This is a genomic window from Enterococcus sp. BWB1-3 (genome assembly GCF_016745275.1).
Lineage (GTDB): Bacteria > Bacillota > Bacilli > Lactobacillales > Enterococcaceae > Enterococcus_L.
In genome coordinates this window covers 107,367-123,604 of the sequence record NZ_JADOEP010000010.1, presented here as the reverse complement: position 1 = coordinate 123,604, position 16,238 = coordinate 107,367, and the positions used below count along the sequence as shown (strand labels likewise).

The following is a 16,238-nucleotide window of genomic DNA, read 5'->3' as shown; positions in this document are numbered from 1 at the left end:
TGTCTTGCGACAAGTAATAATATATCAAGTTTCTTCGCTCAGGTCAATCAAAATATGTCATTTTTTACAACTTTTTTTCAATTCCGATCAATTCCCAATACAATTGACTTTTCATTCGTTTTTATAGTGTTTTCATAGTCAGCTATCTTCAATTTTAGTAATGTATTTAAAATTTCTGTAATATGGAGCACTTTTTATCTCTTTCCTGATTTTTTTGTTAAAATAGTATTTGATGATATTAATGATATGGAGGGCATGTATATGAAAATTTTAGTAGCAGATGATGACAAAGAGATTGTTGAGCTTTTAAGTATTTATATCCATAACGAAGGCTATGAGGTAGTTAAAGCCTACGACGGGAAGGAAGCTCTATCTAAAATCAGAACTGTTCCTGATATTGATTTATTAATTTTGGATATTATGATGCCAATTATGGATGGTATGCAGGTGGTTAAGGAACTTCGAAAAGAGTCCCAGGTTCCGATTATTATGCTTACAGCTAAAACAACAGATATGGATAAAATTAAAGGGCTGGTTGCCGGCGCGGATGATTATGTCACAAAACCATTTAATCCATTAGAAGTAATGGCTCGTGTGAAATCTATCTTACGCAGAAGTCAGATGCAGGTAAAAGTTGATGAGCCGGATATCTTAGAGGTTGGTTCATTGATTATTAACAAGGACTCCCATCAAGTGAAAACAATTGATGATAAAGAAATTCAATTAACTGCTTTGGAGTTTGGTATTCTTTATCTCTTGGCAAGTCATCCGAATCGTGTTTTTAATGCGGATGAAATTTTTGAACGTGTATGGCAGCAGGAAAGTGTTGTTTCTGCAAAAACAGTAATGGTTCACGTCAGCCATCTGCGGGATAAGATTGAGGAAGCAACCGGCGGCGAAAAAGTGATTCAAACTGTTTGGGGCGTGGGGTATAAAATTGATGCCCGCTAGACAACAAAAGAAAGTTGAGAAACAAAAAAGAATCCCTCTAACTTCCAAGGAAATCAGTGAACTTTTGGCAGAAGGTATTCTGACAGTCATTCTTTTGCTTCTATTAAATGTAGCAATTCTTGTACTCATTTATCAGTTTGTTCAAAGCTCACCTACTTTAAGCAACATTATCTTCGGGACAAAAGGTGTTTTGGCTGACTACCTAAATACAGATGTCTTTTGGAGCTGGAGCAAGTTTGTAATTCCTTTCTTTCTTATTATAGATGCTTCCGTTTTATATTGGCGCCTGATTCGCCGCTACCGACAAATGCAGCTGCGTCACATTATCAGTGAACTCCATTATATTGCAGACGGCAATTATGATCATCGGATTTCTTTCGAATTGGGTGGAAATTTAGCTAAAGTAATTGCAAGTATCAATGGTTTGGTTGACAGTACAGTTGCAGCGATTGAAGATGAGCGCCGAATAGAAAAATCCAAGGATGAATTGATTACAAACGTCAGTCATGATATTCGAACTCCTTTAACTTCTATTATAGGTTACTTAGGATTAATCGAAGACAGACAGTTTCATTCAGAAGAAGAGATTCTGAAATATACACATATTGCTTATGTAAAAGCGAAACAAATGAAATTATTGGTAGATGATCTTTTTGAATACACAAAAGTGCGTCAGCCTTCCGTTCCTTTAAATGCTATCACATTTGACATGGCCCAGCTGCTCGAACAGCTGGCAGTGGATTTTGAACTGGAAGCACATAAAAAAGGGATGGAAATTCTGGTTGAAACAAATCCTGCATCTATTCGAATGGAAGGAGATACAGAAAAGCTCGTCCGTGTCTTCAATAATCTATTATCCAATGCCTTAAAATATGGGCAGGGTGGCAATCAGATTCTAATGGAAGCAAATAAAGTCGGGACTGAGGTTGTGGTTGCCGTACGTAACAATGGACCAAAAATCCCACAAAAATCGCTTGATCAATTATTTGATCGTTTCTATCGGGTGGAAGAATCCCGTTCTCAGGAAACCGGAGGAACTGGTTTGGGACTGGCTATTGCTCAAAGTATTGTTGCTTTACATGGCGGATATATCTATGCTACTTCAGATGCTCAATGGCTTTCTTTTATTATTCATCTACCTCTTCAAAGTAATACAACTGCTGCTGAGGCTTGATTCATGACAAAAGCATAAAGAAATATTTTTCAGAAACTGTAGATAGGTTTCTAAAATACATGGTCATTGATCAAAAAATTTGCAATTGATGCGTAATAACCATGTATTTTTTGACTAGCTATTTGCTGTTAATAAAAGTGAATGGGAAATAACTGAGAATTGTTGGATTTAGAAAATTAATGATATGTTTTTCACTATTATTTTCTTCATCCTTTTGTCTTGGGCGCAGCTGATTCTTTTTGAATTTACCCCAAATTTTAGAAACTAATACAGAAAAGCATTGAACTAACAGTATTTCGAAGTGTAGTTCATTTGTTTAGAAAACAGCTTCTGTAACTACTGATATAATAGGGTTTTTAGTGGAGAATAGGTGAATTCAAACTGATTCTTCCATTGACATCTTAATCGAAATTCTGTATGCTAAATGAAAGCTTAGAGAACAAGTATTTGTAGCTCTGAATTCCAGAGAGTCTGTGTTGCTGAAAGCAGATATTCATCTATAAAGAATCCATCTCTACTTATGCATCTGACGAAATAAGTCAGATCGGTCACAGCCGTTATCTGTTTAATCAAGGGCAGCCGAAGGGTTGAACTTGGGTGGCAACGCGAAATCACAGTCATTTCGTCCCAAGATTTTTTCTGGGACGGAGTGACTTTTTTATTATTTATTTTTAGGAGGAAAAAATATGTTAGATGTAAAAATGATTCGTCAAAATTTTGATGATATTCAAAAAAAATTGACAACACGTGGAGTAAAAGAGGAAGTACTTGTTGAGTTTCTGCGTCTTGACAAAAGCCGCAGAGCATTATTGACCAAAGTGGAAGAATTGAAAAAATATCGGAATGATGTTTCTGCCGAAATTGCTCAGTTAAAGCGCAATAAAGATGATGCTTCTGCAAAAATTACTGAAATGAAAAACGTTGGCGGAGAAATCAAGGCGCTTGATACAGAGATTGCTTCTGTGGACGAACAGCTGCAGACAATCGCAGCTGCTTTACCTAATCTGCCTCATTCTTCTGTTCCGATCGGTGCCGGTGAAGAAGAAAACGTTGAAGTCCGCAAATGGAGTGAGCCTAAAACATTTGATTTTGAACCCAAGCCTCATTGGGAAATTGCAGAAAATCTAGATATTCTTGATTTCGAACGTGGTGCTAAAGTTGCCGGAAGCCGCTTCGTTTACTATAAAGGTCTCGGAGCACGTTTAGAAAGAGCATTGTATAACTTCATGCTTGATCTCCATGTTTATGATCATGGTTATACAGAAATTATTCCGCCATATATCGTTAACAGCAATTCAATGTACGGTACTGGTCAATTTCCAAAATTCAGAGAAGATGGTTTTCAATTGGAAGATACTGATTTCACTTTGATTCCTACTGCTGAAGTTCCGTTAACGAACTATTATAATAATGAAATTTTAAGCGGCAGCGAATTGCCGGTTTACTTCACGGCTTTAAGTCCTTCTTTCCGTTCAGAAGCAGGAAGTGCAGGTCGCGACACACGAGGCTTAATTCGCCTTCATCAGTTCAATAAAGTTGAAATGGTTAAATTCAGCAAGCCTGAAAATTCTTATGATGAATTGGAAAAAATGACTGCTAATGCTGAAGAAATTCTGCAAAAATTGAATTTACCTTATCGCGTTATCACACTTTCCACAGGAGACATGGGTTTCTCCGCTGCAAAAACATATGATTTAGAAGTATGGATTCCTGCTCAGGATGCATACAGAGAAATCAGCTCTTGTTCAAATTGCGAGGATTTCCAGGCACGCAGAGCGATGATCCGCTACCGCAATGAAGATGAAAAAATTAATTACGTTCACACTCTAAACGGATCAGGCTTGGCTGTCGGACGATCTGTTGCTGCGATTTTGGAAAACTATCAAAATGAAGATGGCTCTGTCACCGTTCCTGAAGTGCTTGTTCCTTATATGGGCGGAGTTACAGTAATTAAATAATTTTCAACGGGGGGAGCAGGCACTTGTCACTATTCTGCGTTGCATATTGTCTGACTCCTCTTTTGTATGGTTGCACACTTAAATTTCGGAGAAAGTCCATTTATCCGATCTATTTTTTAACTTTTTTGCGAAAAGACAGCAACAATTTTAGAGCTGAATGGTACCTTTTAATTAATATAACCCTTTATTTACACCGAAGACTTATAAGCTCATAGGATATTTAGCAAAGACTCCTATTTATGGCTCTAATAAAGCCGATCATTTGTATATACAAACCAATTAAACACCAATTTTTAGTTAGGACTGACTCTATGGAACCAGAAAGTCAAAAAGCTGAAACAAGAAAAGAGATTCAAAAGAGCTCGGAACAGCGGCAAACAAAAAGAAACCTACTATTTTTCAGTCTTTTTTTGCTGACAGCCTTTCTCCCGCTGATCACCGGACATTTTTATTTGACAAAAAAGCAGACTGGTGTTCAAACTGATAAATCAATTGAGCAGCAGCAAGAGCCAGATGAGAAAATCGTTGAAATAATAGCTGCCGAACAGCAAAAGCTGGGAAATCAAGAAGTCAAAAGAACGGTTATCAATAAACAGCGGCAACATATCCTATTTCTTCCCGATCTACCTTTGAAAAAAGAGCTGGAAAAGCAGCTGCAGCAACTACTGACAGATGCTGAAACACAACTTAGCGAAGACCAATCAGCAAAAGTAATTGGTTATACTGAATCAGCTATCTTGGGAAAGACAGTTATTTATACACCGGTTGTTGATTTATACTACAAAAATGAGGAGTTATGGGAGATTCAGCCGTTATTACGGGGGGAAAATACATATGTAAGCAAAGATACTTTGGAGCTGCCTACCCTAACCGAGCTGTTTCATAATCAAAATAACTTCAGGGCAATCCAACCGATTATCAGACAGAAACTTTTGGATACGATGACAGCAGATGAAGTCTCTCAACAGATCGATAAAATAATAGACTTTCCAAATAGTACAATGGAGCAGAAAATACTTGATTATACACCAAATCAGTTCACTTTCTCATTACCTGAAAATGAACTCAATATTAAGCAGCTCTCATTGGACTTTACAGAAATTATACCTTTTGTTGATCAGGAGTTTGTTGATTCTCAACTCATTCGTGATCATGCAGGGACTAGCTTGGATTCGAATAAAAAATATATTGCCTTGACGTTTGACGATGGGCCGAACCCCTTAACTACACCAAAACTTCTAGATATTTTAAAAGAAAAAAATGTTAAAACGACTTTCTTTATGCTTGGCGAAAATGCAGCTAAGCATCCGGAAATCGTTAGACGAGCTGTTGCAGAAGGACATGATGTTGCCAGTCACAGCTATTCTCATCCCAAATTGACAGCAATAGAACCTAAAAGTATTAAAGAAGAGGTCCACGCAACAGATAAAGTTCTTTTCGAGATAACAGGAAAACTTCCAACAACCTTTCGCCCTCCTTATGGAGCAGTGGACAGTCAGGCGGCTGAAATCATTGACCGACCGATTATTCAGTGGTCAGTGGATTCGGAAGACTGGAAAAGTAAAAATTCAAAAAAAATTATCAAGCGTGTACAAGAGACCAGCAATAACTACTCAATTATTCTAATGCATGATATCTATTCTGAAACAGTTGAAGCAGTCCCGAAAATTATTGATGATTTACGGGCTGAAGGCTATGAAATTATCTCCCCTGATGAATTATTAGGCAACAAACTTGAGCCATTACATCTTTATTATGGAAATAAAACTATCCCTGTCTCTCCATAACGGATTCAGTTCACAGCTGCTTTCAGTATCCGATAAAACGATTGAGCCTTAATCAAGTAGTAGAAAACACTCAAAAACTGCAAAAAAAAGACCGATGTTGTGAACCGACCTCCAAAAGTTAGATTTTTGGTCTAACTTTTTGGGGTCACTTCATTCACATTGGTCTTTTTCAGTTATTTTTTTATTGTTCGACAGAATAGTTTGGCGCTTCTTTCGTAATTTGAACATCATGAGGATGAGATTCTTTCAGACCATTTCCGCTCATTTGAACAAACTGAGCTTCTTCACGCAGCTGCTGCAAATTAGCTGCCCCTACATACCCCATTCCAGATTTTAAACCGCCGATCATTTGGAAGATAATATCAGCGATGCTTCCTTTGTAAGCAACTCGGCCTTCAATTCCTTCTGGAACCAGCTTGTTTGCTTCATTTACACTACCTTGGAAATAACGATCGCTTGAGCCCTTTTCCATAGCACCAAGAGAACCCATACCGCGATAGGTTTTAAAGCGGCGTCCCTGGTAGATTTCAAATTCACCTGGAGACTCATCCGTTCCAGCAAGCATACTTCCAAGCATTGCTGCATGTCCGCCGGCAGCCAATGCTTTGACAATATCTCCTGAATATTTAATTCCGCCATCTGCAATAATTGATTTGCCGTATTCGCGGGCAACAGATGCTGCATCATAAATTGCTGTTAACTGAGGAACTCCAACACCGGCAACCACTCGAGTTGTGCAGATTGAACCGGGACCGATTCCCACTTTTACCACATCAACACCAACGTCATACAATGCACGGGCACCTTCACCAGTTGCGATGTTTCCAGCAATCAAGGTCGCATCAGGGAAAGTATCTCGAATTTCTTTAATTTTACGGATAACACCGGCACTATGACCATGAGCAGTATCAATAACGATTGCATCAGCTCCAGCTTCAAGTAATGCTTCCGCCCGTTCAAATGTATCGCTTGTCACACCTACTGCTGCTGCCACCAGCAAACGGCCGTGCTCATCTTTGGCAGCATTTGGAAATTCAATAACTTTTTCAATATCTTTGATTGTGATTAATCCGCTTAAACGACCTGCTTCATCAACAATCGGCAATTTTTCAATTTTATGCTGCTGCAAAATTTTCTCAGCATCTTTTAGAGAAGTACCAACTGGGGCTGTCACCAAATTATCTTTGGTCATCACTTCATCGATCTTCATTTGATAGTCTGTAACAAAACGCATATCACGGTTTGTAATGATCCCTACTAATTTACGATTTTCCATCGTTTCAACAATCGGCACACCGCTGATTCGATACTTGCTCATCAAATTCTCTGCCTCTGCAACAAGGTTTGATGGTGTTAAAAAAAATGGGTCTAGAATAACACCGCTCTCTGAACGTTTTACTTTACGGACTTCATCCGCCTGCTGTGCAACACTCATATTCTTGTGGATTACGCCCAATCCGCCTTGACGTGCCATTGCAATCGCCATTTTGCTGTCTGTTACAGTGTCCATACTTGCACTAATCAGCGGGATATTTAATTTAAGATTTTTTGCCAATTGAATACTCATATCCACATCATTTGGCAACACATGGCTTTCTGCCGGAATCAATAAAACATCATCAAATGTAAGACCTTTTTTCGCAAATTTCGTTTCCCAGTTAGACATTGCCTGAATCACTCCTCAATTTAATTTTATTTATGAAAATAACAGATTCCAGAAGATAAGTCAACCGGATTTTCTGATTTCTGAAATATTCCATCAATTTTTTTATAACATTAGTTATTTCTCATTTTATTATCAGCATTTTAAAAGAAAAGAACGTTCACCTTATCTGATTTGTCTGCTCTCTCTTATCATAGAATAAAAAAATAAGATTCAGACACCTGTTGTTCACGTTTGTCTTAAATCTTATTTTATCCGTACTATCTTGCCAAACTGCTCTGCATGTTGTATTTCTTTTTCAGGAAATAACGTGCTGCCAGCACTGCCGCACCAATCACTATCATAACGACTGGATCCAGTACCGGATTAATAACGGCAGGCAGCAAAGCTGAACCCGAAAATGTGACAATCCAAAGAAACATAGCCCCAACCATAATGGCACCGGACTTTAAAAATCCGGGGCGCTGTGATTTATCGGCACCCGGGCGGTCGTACTGATACACATATTTATACATTAAATAAAGTGCATAGCCTCCAACTGCTGAACCGATAAGCAAAGTTACCAGCCCAATCTGCTGTCTTTCGGTTTTAAACAACAAACTTGTGACAGACATCATCAAAGCCAGCGCACCCATCAACAGCATTGCATTGTCTATCCACATCAAAAGAGGTGTGGACTCCTTTTTCTCTACCGGTTTATTTAAAATGGCTTCTGTCCGTTCTGAAACAGTGCCAAAAAGCTGACGTGCTGTTCTACCGCTCTTCTGTTCTTCCACCATTAATGGTAGAATTTCATGTAAGGCTAAAGTTTGTTCCTGTTCCGAAAGATTGGCCGCTTTAATTGACTTTTTCAAATCAAAAATATATTGCTCGTTTCTTTTTGTTAATTTTTTTTCCAACTCACGATTTTCAGCAACAATTTCCTGCAGTTTTTCTGGTTCCATTTTACTGTATCCCCCTAATCAATCCGCTATCGCAAAACAAACCTTATCTATGTGGTATTTTATCATAAATTTATCGAAGAAAAACCGTTTTCTTCAAAAAACATTAGACATTGAAACGGAAGAGCATAACATCTCCATCCTTAACGATGTAATCTTTCCCTTCCAGACGAACTTTCCCTGCTTCTTTAGCCGCCTGCATATTTCCATAAGTGCTGAGATCCTCAAAAGAAACTGTTTCCGCACGAATAAAGCCGCGTTCAAAATCGGTATGAATAATACCTGCTGCCTGTGGTGCTTTAATTCCTTTTCGGAATGTCCAAGCACGAACTTCCTGTTCACCCGCTGTGAAATAGGTTGCCAATCCCAACAGATCATATGCCGCACGAATCAGCTGATCCAAGCCTGATTCCTCTATTCCCAATGCTTCTAAAAACTCTGCTTTATCCTCTTCATCCAACTCGGCTATTTCTTCTTCTGCCCGAGCGCAGACAACAATTACCTCAGCATTTTCTTCTGCCGCAAAATTACGGACCTGCTGAACATATTTGTTGTTTTCAGAATCAGCTACTTCATCTTCCGAAACATTCGCTACATATAAAATTGGCTTAGCTGTCAACAGGAACAAACTTTTCACCAGTTTCTTTTCTTCATCATCAAAATCAATTGTTCTTGCTGAAAGTCCTTCCTCTAAAGCAGGCTTGATTTTATCTAAGACTGCCAGTTCAGCAACTGCCTCTTTATCTTTCGTCTTGGCAATCTTTGCCACGCGCGCATAGCGTTTGTTAATTGAATCCAGATCAGCCAGAACCAGCTCCAGATTAATCGTATCAATGTCTGCCAGCGGATCAACTCTGCCTTCCACATGGGTAATATTTTCGTCATCGAAACAGCGGACTACATGACAAATCGCATCCACCTGACGAATATGGCTTAAAAACTGATTGCCCAGTCCTTCTCCTTTGCTCGCACCTTTCACAATTCCGGCAATATCCGTAAACTCAAAGGTGGTTGGAACAGTCTTCTTGGGTTTAACCAGCTCTGTTAAGCGCTGTAGTCTGTCATCAGGTACCTCAACCATTCCCACATTAGGATCAATTGTTGCAAACGGATAATTTGCCGCTTCAGCCCCTGCTTTTGTGATTGCGTTAAAAAGAGTAGATTTCCCTACATTGGGCAAACCTACGATTCCAGCTGTCAATGCCATTTTTTTCACTCTTCCTTTATCAATTTATACTGTACAACAAAGTTTTCACTTTTTCCTCTTGTTAACTGTATGGGTTCTTCCTTTGCTGCTAGTGTATCGACCAATTTAAAACTAAGTTATGCTTCTAATCCAAAAAACACGCAGCCAGCACAAGAGCAACCCCTATATTTGTAGCTGTTTATTCTTGTCATTGAAGCATACAAGTTAACATTTTCTATCATTGAACATCATTTATAGACGATCTTTTAGTGTAATTTATAATTTGGTCAGAGCACTAGGATACTTTCTTTTCCAGTACTTTTTTCATTTTTTTCTCAAAATCCCGGCGAGTCATCATAACGATATGCTGACAATTCAAACATCTGATTTTTATATCAGCACCCATTCGAATAATTTCCCATCGATTGGTTTGACAGGCATGAGGCTTCTTCATTTCTACAACATCACCTAAATCATACATTTCGTCGTTTCCTCCTCAGTTTTCTCTGCGCCAAATATAGATCTTTGCGCTCAGATAAAATAAAAAAAGCAGATATTTCTACAATACCATTTTTTTCTCCAAGTAGCAAAAGCAATTTACTGTTTTGATGAAAGTTAACATTGTTCGTTTTGTTAATAATCCAACTGTTTTAATCGCAACAAAACTGAAGCCGGACCTACTCTCTTTATATAATACAGACGGATGATTTTCTTTCGAATCGCCTTTTCATTTTTATCAATTTTTTCACCTGCATCAATTAACAGACTAATCAGATACTCCAAAATGGTCAACATACCTCCACCACCAAGCTCCACTCCCATGATTTCAGTATCGGTTAACTGATTTTTTTTCAGCTCGTTTATTTCGGCAGCCAGCTCTCCTATAACCAAAATTTCATCCGTTTTTCTTTTTAATGCATCCAATAGGTCGTCTTTCGTTGCTACTTCTTTCAGCGTCTCATTTTTATTCATTAGTAAATTCCCTATTTTTTTCTGTTCAAGTGCAAAGCTGTATAAAGAAAGTGCATTTTCCAAAGATCCTTTATGAAAATCAGCCTGACCATTTCTCAGCTTACCGATCATTTGGCGGGAAATCCCGGTACCCATGGAAATTTGGTAACTGCTGACGGGTGAAGCTAACAATGCTTCAATAAGTGTGGTGTCCAGTTCCATATCTTCCCTCCATTCTTTTTTATTATATCGTAAAATGCAGATTACGTAAAACTTGTTTTACTATCCTAATAAATAGAAGATAGACTACAAGTCAGAAACATTTTCTAACTGTACTCTATCTTTCCAACAGCTCTATAAATTAAAACAAGACAAAGCGCTTAAAAATTCACCACATCATCCCTTTGATGTTTTAAGAAAATCCCTTCTTTTGAGTAAGCAACCAGTACCAGTCCAGAGTTCATTTCAACAAAAGCTGACTATCCGGCTACAAACAAAATAAATCCTATAATATCTAAAACAAGCAGGTATTGAATCTTCTTTCTGATAAAAGCTGTCTGTTCTGGTTGGCTTTCCATCATTTTGGGATGATTTCTACGGTGAAAAAAATAGAGTAACAGACCTTCCCCATGCTGTCCGCCTGCTCCGATCAAAGCCCAAATTTTTGGTTTTTCCAGTCCTCTGTCTTTGGCATCAATTAATAGCAAACGATAAATATTTATTGCTATGGCAAGCGAACAAAGTATGATGATACCAACTCCAACGAAAACCTTCCATGATGTCTGCATCATAGTCTCCTCCTAAATCTTCCTGACAAAGTTATAAAACAGAATAGCGCCGTTTACAGCAATCAGTATAAACAGCAGAAATGCCAAACCTTTAACAGCTTCAAAGAAAAACATTAATATAATAAGCAGCAAATTCAACCCCATACCATAAAGTATTCTTCTATTACTCTTTACAGTATCTGTACTTTCCTTTAAAAATGAGGTCATTTTAGGATCTCCTTTCAACAGTGTATCAACAGATACATTATATAATTCACTTAAAAGCAGCACACTTATAATATCTGGATAACTATGACCATTTTCCCAACTCGAGATGGTCTGTCTAGATACATGAACAGATGCTGCTACCTGTTCCTGCGTTAATCTCAGTTCATTTCTTATCTCTCTTAACTTAACTCCAATCTCCATGACTGCCTCCGACTTTGTTTTTTGTCTCTCCTCCTCCATTATACTGCTTAAACTGCTTTCATATTAAAGATTTCTTTCGTACTTCTGTGTTTAACAAAAATGCTTCTTCGTATAAGATAATCATCCTGCAATAATCTCTTTTTTTCTATCAAATACCTTTGACATCTCCTGTTTCCCTCGTCAAATCTGCTTGACAGCCCTTATACAGAAGCAATTTCCAGAATATCAGGAAAATTCACTCCAGTAATTAGAAGCCCCTTACTTGAGGAGGTTGTGACAATCTCCATGCGATGAATACCCGCAGGAGCACTTGCACGTCCTTAACTGCGACGAGTAACCACAGGAGCAGAGCACTTCATGCGACGAGTAACCGCAGGAGCAAAGCACTTCATGCGACGAGTAACCGCAGGAGCAAAGCACTTCATGCGACGAGTAACCGCAGGAGCAAAGCACTTCATGCGACGAGTAACCGCAGGAGCAGAAGTGTTCTGGCTCAAGAACCAAGTAGGTATCATCTACTCTGACAAGTCAATCGTAGTGATTTATGTCAATAAGGCGGAATATACGAAAATTGTCAAGAAACACTAGTCATAAAATGACTAGCTGTGAATGGATACCTTCCTGGAGCTGCTCATATTTTCAGTATCGTTCGACTTATTTCCAGAACTGCTGTCTCTACGAGTCTAACGATTCTCGAGACAAACCATTACGCTGTAGCCGTTTTTCTGCGTCTACGGTTCTCACTACACTACATTTCGTTTCGATCTCATCAATTCCTAAATGGCAAAGCCACTAAGAATTGAAGGACTTCGTTCCGATCCTCGAAGCATGTCTGGGGGCATGTAGGAACTTACTTCTACGCTTCTTCGAATGCTCGAATCATACAAAGACTGGAACACCGTTTATTCGGCTTTAAGGGTATCAGACATCCTTATGTCACAGTCCCGTTTACCCTTGTTTTTAAATCCAATAAAAAAAGACAGAAAATTTCAGATTCCTGCCTTTTTCAACTTTATTTAATTTATTCTGAATCAAATTGAATATTCAGGATATCCAATATTCTAGCCAGATCAGATTGAGAAAGGTATTCAATTTCTATTTTCCCTTTTCCCTCTTTTTCCTGAATCATGACTGTCGTACCGAACTTGTCCATTAAGCGATCTTCGCTTTCACGTATATAATACGGCTTCTCTTTTACCGGCTTCTTAACCGTTTTAGCGGTTTTTTTACCTTCATCTTCATTATAGTCATTAACTATCTGCTCCAGCTGACGAACAGTCAACCCTTCTTTGGCTGCTCTATCAGCCAATGTAGAGATCAATTTCTTATCCTTCAGACCCAGCAATGTTCTTGCCTGCCCCATAGACAGTATTTCCTGCTGCACTAAATCTTTCACCAGTTCCGGTAAAGTCAGCAATCTCAGATAGTTTGCAATATAGGGACGACTCTTACCCAAGCGTTCTGCCACTTCCACCTGTGTCAGCTTCAGATTTTTCATCAGCATATCATAAGCTTCTGCTTCTTCCAGCGGGTTCAAATCTTCTCTCTGCAAGTTTTCCAGTACAGCAATCTGCATCATTGCTTCTTCATCGAATTCACGGACAATTGCTGGAATAGTCTCTTTTTCAGCCAATTTGGATGCCCGGAAACGTCGCTCACCAGCAATAATTTCATAGCCTTTTACAGATGATTTTCGGACAATAATCGGCTGGAAAACACCTGACTGCTTAATGGATTCTGCCAATTCGTTCAATGAACTTTCATCAAATGTTTTTCTGGGCTGATAGGGATTTGGACGAAGCTCCTTAAGAGGAATTTCAATGACCTCTTCTTTTTTTACATCCACTTCTTCCAAACTAGCAAAATCTTGAAACAATGCATCAATACCGCGGCCTAAACCTTTTCCTTTACTCATTATTATTCAACACTTCCTTTGCTAGAGATAAGTAGACTTCGGCTCCGCGAGATCTCGGGTCATAATCAATAATTGACAGCCCATGACTTGGCGCTTCCGATAAACGAACATTTCGAGGAATAATCGTGTCATACACTTTTTCACGGAAATACTTACGAACCTCTTCCACGACTTCGGCTCCGAGATTCGTCCGGGCATCATACATGGTCAAAAGAACTCCCTCAATCTTCAACTCCGGATTAAAGTGTTTTTGAACCAGACGTATCGTGTTCAGTAACTGACTAAGTCCTTCCAATGCATAATATTCACATTGAACCGGGATTAAAATAGAGTCGCTGGAAGTAAACGCATTAATGGTCAAGTGTCCCAGTGACGGCGGACAGTCAATCAGAATATAATCGTAATCGTTTTTCACTTCTTTCAGCGCTGATTTAAGTCTGGACTCCCGGGCAATCATGGAAGTCAGTTCTATTTCAGCTCCGGCCAGCTGGATAGTGGCAGGAATAATATCCAGATCTTTTCTTGTTGTCTGTAAAGTCACTTTATTCAGGGGCTCTTCATTCACCAGTACATCATAAATGTCATGAGCAACATCCGGTTTTCTAATTCCTACACCGCTCGTCGCATTTCCCTGAGCATCGATATCAACCAGCAATACCTTTTTTCCATAATAAGCAAGACAAGCACCTAAATTTACAGTAGTCGTTGTTTTGCCTACTCCGCCTTTTTGGTTCGCTACAGAAATGATTCGTACCATGTGTTTTGTTCCTCCATCTTATTTGATCGGCTGTTTATTTGGCAACCCTGGTTTTCTTGGATATTTTTTCGGTGTTTCCTTTTTCTTCTGAATTACAACAATATGCCGCTCATCATGAGTAATAGGCAATTCAAACGAACGTTCCTGTTCGAATTTCCCCCCCAATACAGCAATTGCTTTTTTTGCTTCTGTTATTTCTTCTTCGCTCTTTGATGCTTTTAATGCCAGAAAGAAGCCATCTCTTTTTACCAGAGGCAGACAAAGCTCCGCCAATACATTCAGACGGGCAACAGCTCTTGCTGTTACATAGTCAAATGCCCCTCTAAATTCTTCAGTCTGTCCAAAAGTCTCTGCCCGGTCATGATAGAGAGAAACATCAGATAAGCCTAATTCTTCAGTGAGATGAGTTAAAAATTTGATACGTTTGTTCAGAGAATCAACAATCGTAACCTCTAAATCTGGAAAAACTATCTTTAAAGGGATGCTTGGAAACCCGGCTCCGGAACCCACATCGCAGATTTTCTTATCAGATGAAAAATCCTCAAAAAAAGCCAGCGACACAGAGTCATAGAAATGTTTTAAGTATACTTCTTTTTCTTCTGTAATAGCCGTAAGGTTCATCTTTTCATTCCATTCAATCAACAGCTGATGGTACTTGGCAAACTGCATCATTTGCTGATCAGATAAAATCCTTCCTTTTTCCTCTAACAAGCGTCTAAATTCTTCTGGCGTCATATTATTCCTTCCTAGCGTGAAACACTAAAATGTTTCACAGTTTCTTACTTTACTTTATCGCAAATAGCTGTTTCATGCAATGGTTTTGATAACTTTTATCAGCTTTCTTAAAATGATCTGTTTTTTCTTCGAAACTCCGGTAATACAGAATGATTCCAGTATAACAGAAATAGGTAGAATAGATGGGGCAACGGAAATGAAAAAGCAAATAGATGACGTCAAAAAATGAAGACCTCTCCTAATATTACTATCCTTTTTAACTTCTAATCAGCTTTTTAACAACCTTCTGTAGATGAAACAAGAACTTCCCCTGCCTGCTAGTGTATCATTTCAGTAAATTCGCTTGTAAGTTACATGAAAAGAGTGATAAAATGGAGACCAATATATTTTAAAAAGAGGGGTAGTTATGGGAAAAATTAATCAAAAGCCAGGTGAAGTGTCTTTTATTCAGGCAATTAAAGATTTCTTTCTGGGATATGTAGACTTTAAGGGCCGGACAACAAGGGCCGGCTACTGGTGGGTAACATTGATTTTATCATTAGGCGGGTTTGTTATGGCTTTTGCTATGTTGGGAAAAATTTTTTCATTGGTATTTAGTTTAATTGATGATTACGGCTATTATTCTGAAAGTGAAATTGCTGCAGCTTTAACTGACTCTATCGGAGTGTTCATTCTTTTCGGCGTTATTAGTTTAGCATTAATACTGCCAACACTGGCACTTTCAGTCAGAAGATACAGAGACGCCGGGGTTACCGGTCGGGGAGTTTTGACCTTTTACATTATTAATTTTGTCGGAAACATTATTAATTTAAATGGAAGTTCTGCGTTCTTAACGTTGATTGTCTCCGCAATCAGCATCTTTTTCTTCATACTGTCTATTTTACCAACTGATTCACTGGTAACAACAAGCAACAGTGATGCCATGCAGTTCTTTTTCAGAAAGAAACAGGAAAAAGACAGCGAATGGGTAGAATATTAAGCCATTTTAACTTATCTGGAATATGCTGCAACAGTTTTTAGTACC

16 protein-coding genes and 1 other annotated feature are annotated in these 16,238 nt (G+C 38.6%); of the genes, 6 read left to right on the top strand and 10 right to left on the bottom strand.

Annotated features, from left to right (window positions below):
- The first annotated feature begins 261 nt into the window (after nucleotides 1-261).
- From IW492_RS09180 to IW492_RS09165, 4 genes are all read left to right on the top strand, one after another.
- Complete coding sequence (locus IW492_RS09180; protein ID WP_202067315.1) at nucleotides 262-951, top strand: response regulator transcription factor; 690 nt, start codon at nucleotides 262-264, stop codon at nucleotides 949-951.
- A complete protein-coding gene (locus tag IW492_RS09175; protein WP_202067314.1) occupies nucleotides 941-2,125 on the top strand; it encodes a sensor histidine kinase in 1,185 nt (394 codons plus the stop codon). Before IW492_RS09180 ends, IW492_RS09175 begins: the two co-directional genes overlap by 11 nt.
- A gap of 421 nt (nucleotides 2,126-2,546) precedes the next feature.
- Nucleotides 2,547-2,758: a binding site (T-box leader), on the top strand.
- 53 nt (nucleotides 2,759-2,811) lie between these two features.
- The gene (serS, locus tag IW492_RS09170; RefSeq protein WP_202067313.1) at nucleotides 2,812-4,083 is read left to right on the top strand and encodes a serine--tRNA ligase; all 1,272 of its coding nucleotides are present in this window, start codon (nucleotides 2,812-2,814) and stop codon (nucleotides 4,081-4,083) included.
- 311 nt (nucleotides 4,084-4,394) lie between these two features.
- The gene (locus tag IW492_RS09165) at nucleotides 4,395-5,870 is read left to right on the top strand and encodes a polysaccharide deacetylase family protein (RefSeq protein ID WP_202067312.1); all 1,476 of its coding nucleotides are present in this window, start codon (nucleotides 4,395-4,397) and stop codon (nucleotides 5,868-5,870) included.
- 181 nt (nucleotides 5,871-6,051) lie between these two features.
- Here IW492_RS09165 and guaB read toward each other — a convergent pair whose 3' ends face one another.
- The 7 genes from guaB to IW492_RS09130 all read right to left on the bottom strand — a co-directional run bounded on the left by guaB (nucleotide 6,052) and on the right by IW492_RS09130 (nucleotide 11,807).
- Complete coding sequence (gene guaB / locus IW492_RS09160; RefSeq protein ID WP_202067311.1) at nucleotides 6,052-7,536, bottom strand: IMP dehydrogenase; 1,485 nt, start codon at nucleotides 7,534-7,536, stop codon at nucleotides 6,052-6,054.
- A gap of 257 nt (nucleotides 7,537-7,793) precedes the next feature.
- On the bottom strand, nucleotides 7,794-8,477 hold the full coding sequence (locus IW492_RS09155) for a DUF1129 domain-containing protein (protein WP_202067310.1): 684 nt from the start codon (nucleotides 8,475-8,477) through the stop codon (nucleotides 7,794-7,796).
- A gap of 103 nt (nucleotides 8,478-8,580) precedes the next feature.
- Nucleotides 8,581-9,681 carry a redox-regulated ATPase YchF gene (ychF, locus tag IW492_RS09150; RefSeq protein ID WP_202067309.1) on the bottom strand — a complete coding sequence of 367 codons (1,101 nt, stop codon included), beginning with the start codon at nucleotides 9,679-9,681 and terminating at the stop codon, nucleotides 8,581-8,583.
- A 274-nt stretch (nucleotides 9,682-9,955) separates the two neighbouring features.
- Nucleotides 9,956-10,141, bottom strand: coding sequence for a DUF951 domain-containing protein (locus tag IW492_RS09145; RefSeq protein ID WP_202067308.1), 186 nt, complete (start codon nucleotides 10,139-10,141; stop codon nucleotides 9,956-9,958).
- A gap of 152 nt (nucleotides 10,142-10,293) precedes the next feature.
- On the bottom strand, nucleotides 10,294-10,833 hold the full coding sequence (locus tag IW492_RS18065; RefSeq protein WP_229444762.1) for a hypothetical protein: 540 nt from the start codon (nucleotides 10,831-10,833) through the stop codon (nucleotides 10,294-10,296).
- A 257-nt stretch (nucleotides 10,834-11,090) separates the two neighbouring features.
- Entirely contained in the window at nucleotides 11,091-11,399 is a 309-nt protein-coding gene (locus IW492_RS09135) for a hypothetical protein (protein WP_202067307.1), read from the bottom strand.
- 12 nt (nucleotides 11,400-11,411) lie between these two features.
- Nucleotides 11,412-11,807, bottom strand: a complete 396-nt coding sequence (locus IW492_RS09130) for a helix-turn-helix transcriptional regulator (protein ID WP_202067306.1) — start codon at nucleotides 11,805-11,807, stop codon at nucleotides 11,412-11,414.
- Between the two features lie 357 nt (nucleotides 11,808-12,164).
- Here IW492_RS09130 and IW492_RS09125 point away from each other — a divergent pair, with 357 nt between their 5' ends.
- Nucleotides 12,165-12,395, top strand: a complete 231-nt coding sequence (locus tag IW492_RS09125) for a hypothetical protein (protein ID WP_202067305.1) — start codon at nucleotides 12,165-12,167, stop codon at nucleotides 12,393-12,395.
- Between the two features lie 433 nt (nucleotides 12,396-12,828).
- On the opposite strand, the gene IW492_RS09120 is transcribed toward IW492_RS09125, so the two are convergent.
- From IW492_RS09120 to rsmG, 3 genes are read right to left on the bottom strand one after another with little or no spacing between them, the layout of a single operon-like run.
- Nucleotides 12,829-13,722 carry a ParB/RepB/Spo0J family partition protein gene (locus tag IW492_RS09120; protein ID WP_202067304.1) on the bottom strand — a complete coding sequence of 298 codons (894 nt, stop codon included), beginning with the start codon at nucleotides 13,720-13,722 and terminating at the stop codon, nucleotides 12,829-12,831.
- On the bottom strand, nucleotides 13,715-14,479 hold the full coding sequence (locus tag IW492_RS09115; protein WP_202067303.1) for a ParA family protein: 765 nt from the start codon (nucleotides 14,477-14,479) through the stop codon (nucleotides 13,715-13,717). Before IW492_RS09115 ends, IW492_RS09120 begins: the two co-directional genes overlap by 8 nt.
- Before the next feature lie 18 nt (nucleotides 14,480-14,497).
- A complete protein-coding gene (gene rsmG / locus IW492_RS09110; protein ID WP_202067302.1) occupies nucleotides 14,498-15,214 on the bottom strand; it encodes a 16S rRNA (guanine(527)-N(7))-methyltransferase RsmG in 717 nt (238 codons plus the stop codon).
- Between the two features lie 406 nt (nucleotides 15,215-15,620).
- On the opposite strand from rsmG, the gene IW492_RS09105 reads away from it, so the two are divergent.
- Nucleotides 15,621-16,193, top strand: a complete 573-nt coding sequence (locus tag IW492_RS09105; protein ID WP_202067301.1) for a DUF805 domain-containing protein — start codon at nucleotides 15,621-15,623, stop codon at nucleotides 16,191-16,193.
- The last annotated feature ends 45 nt before the right edge of the window (nucleotides 16,194-16,238 follow it).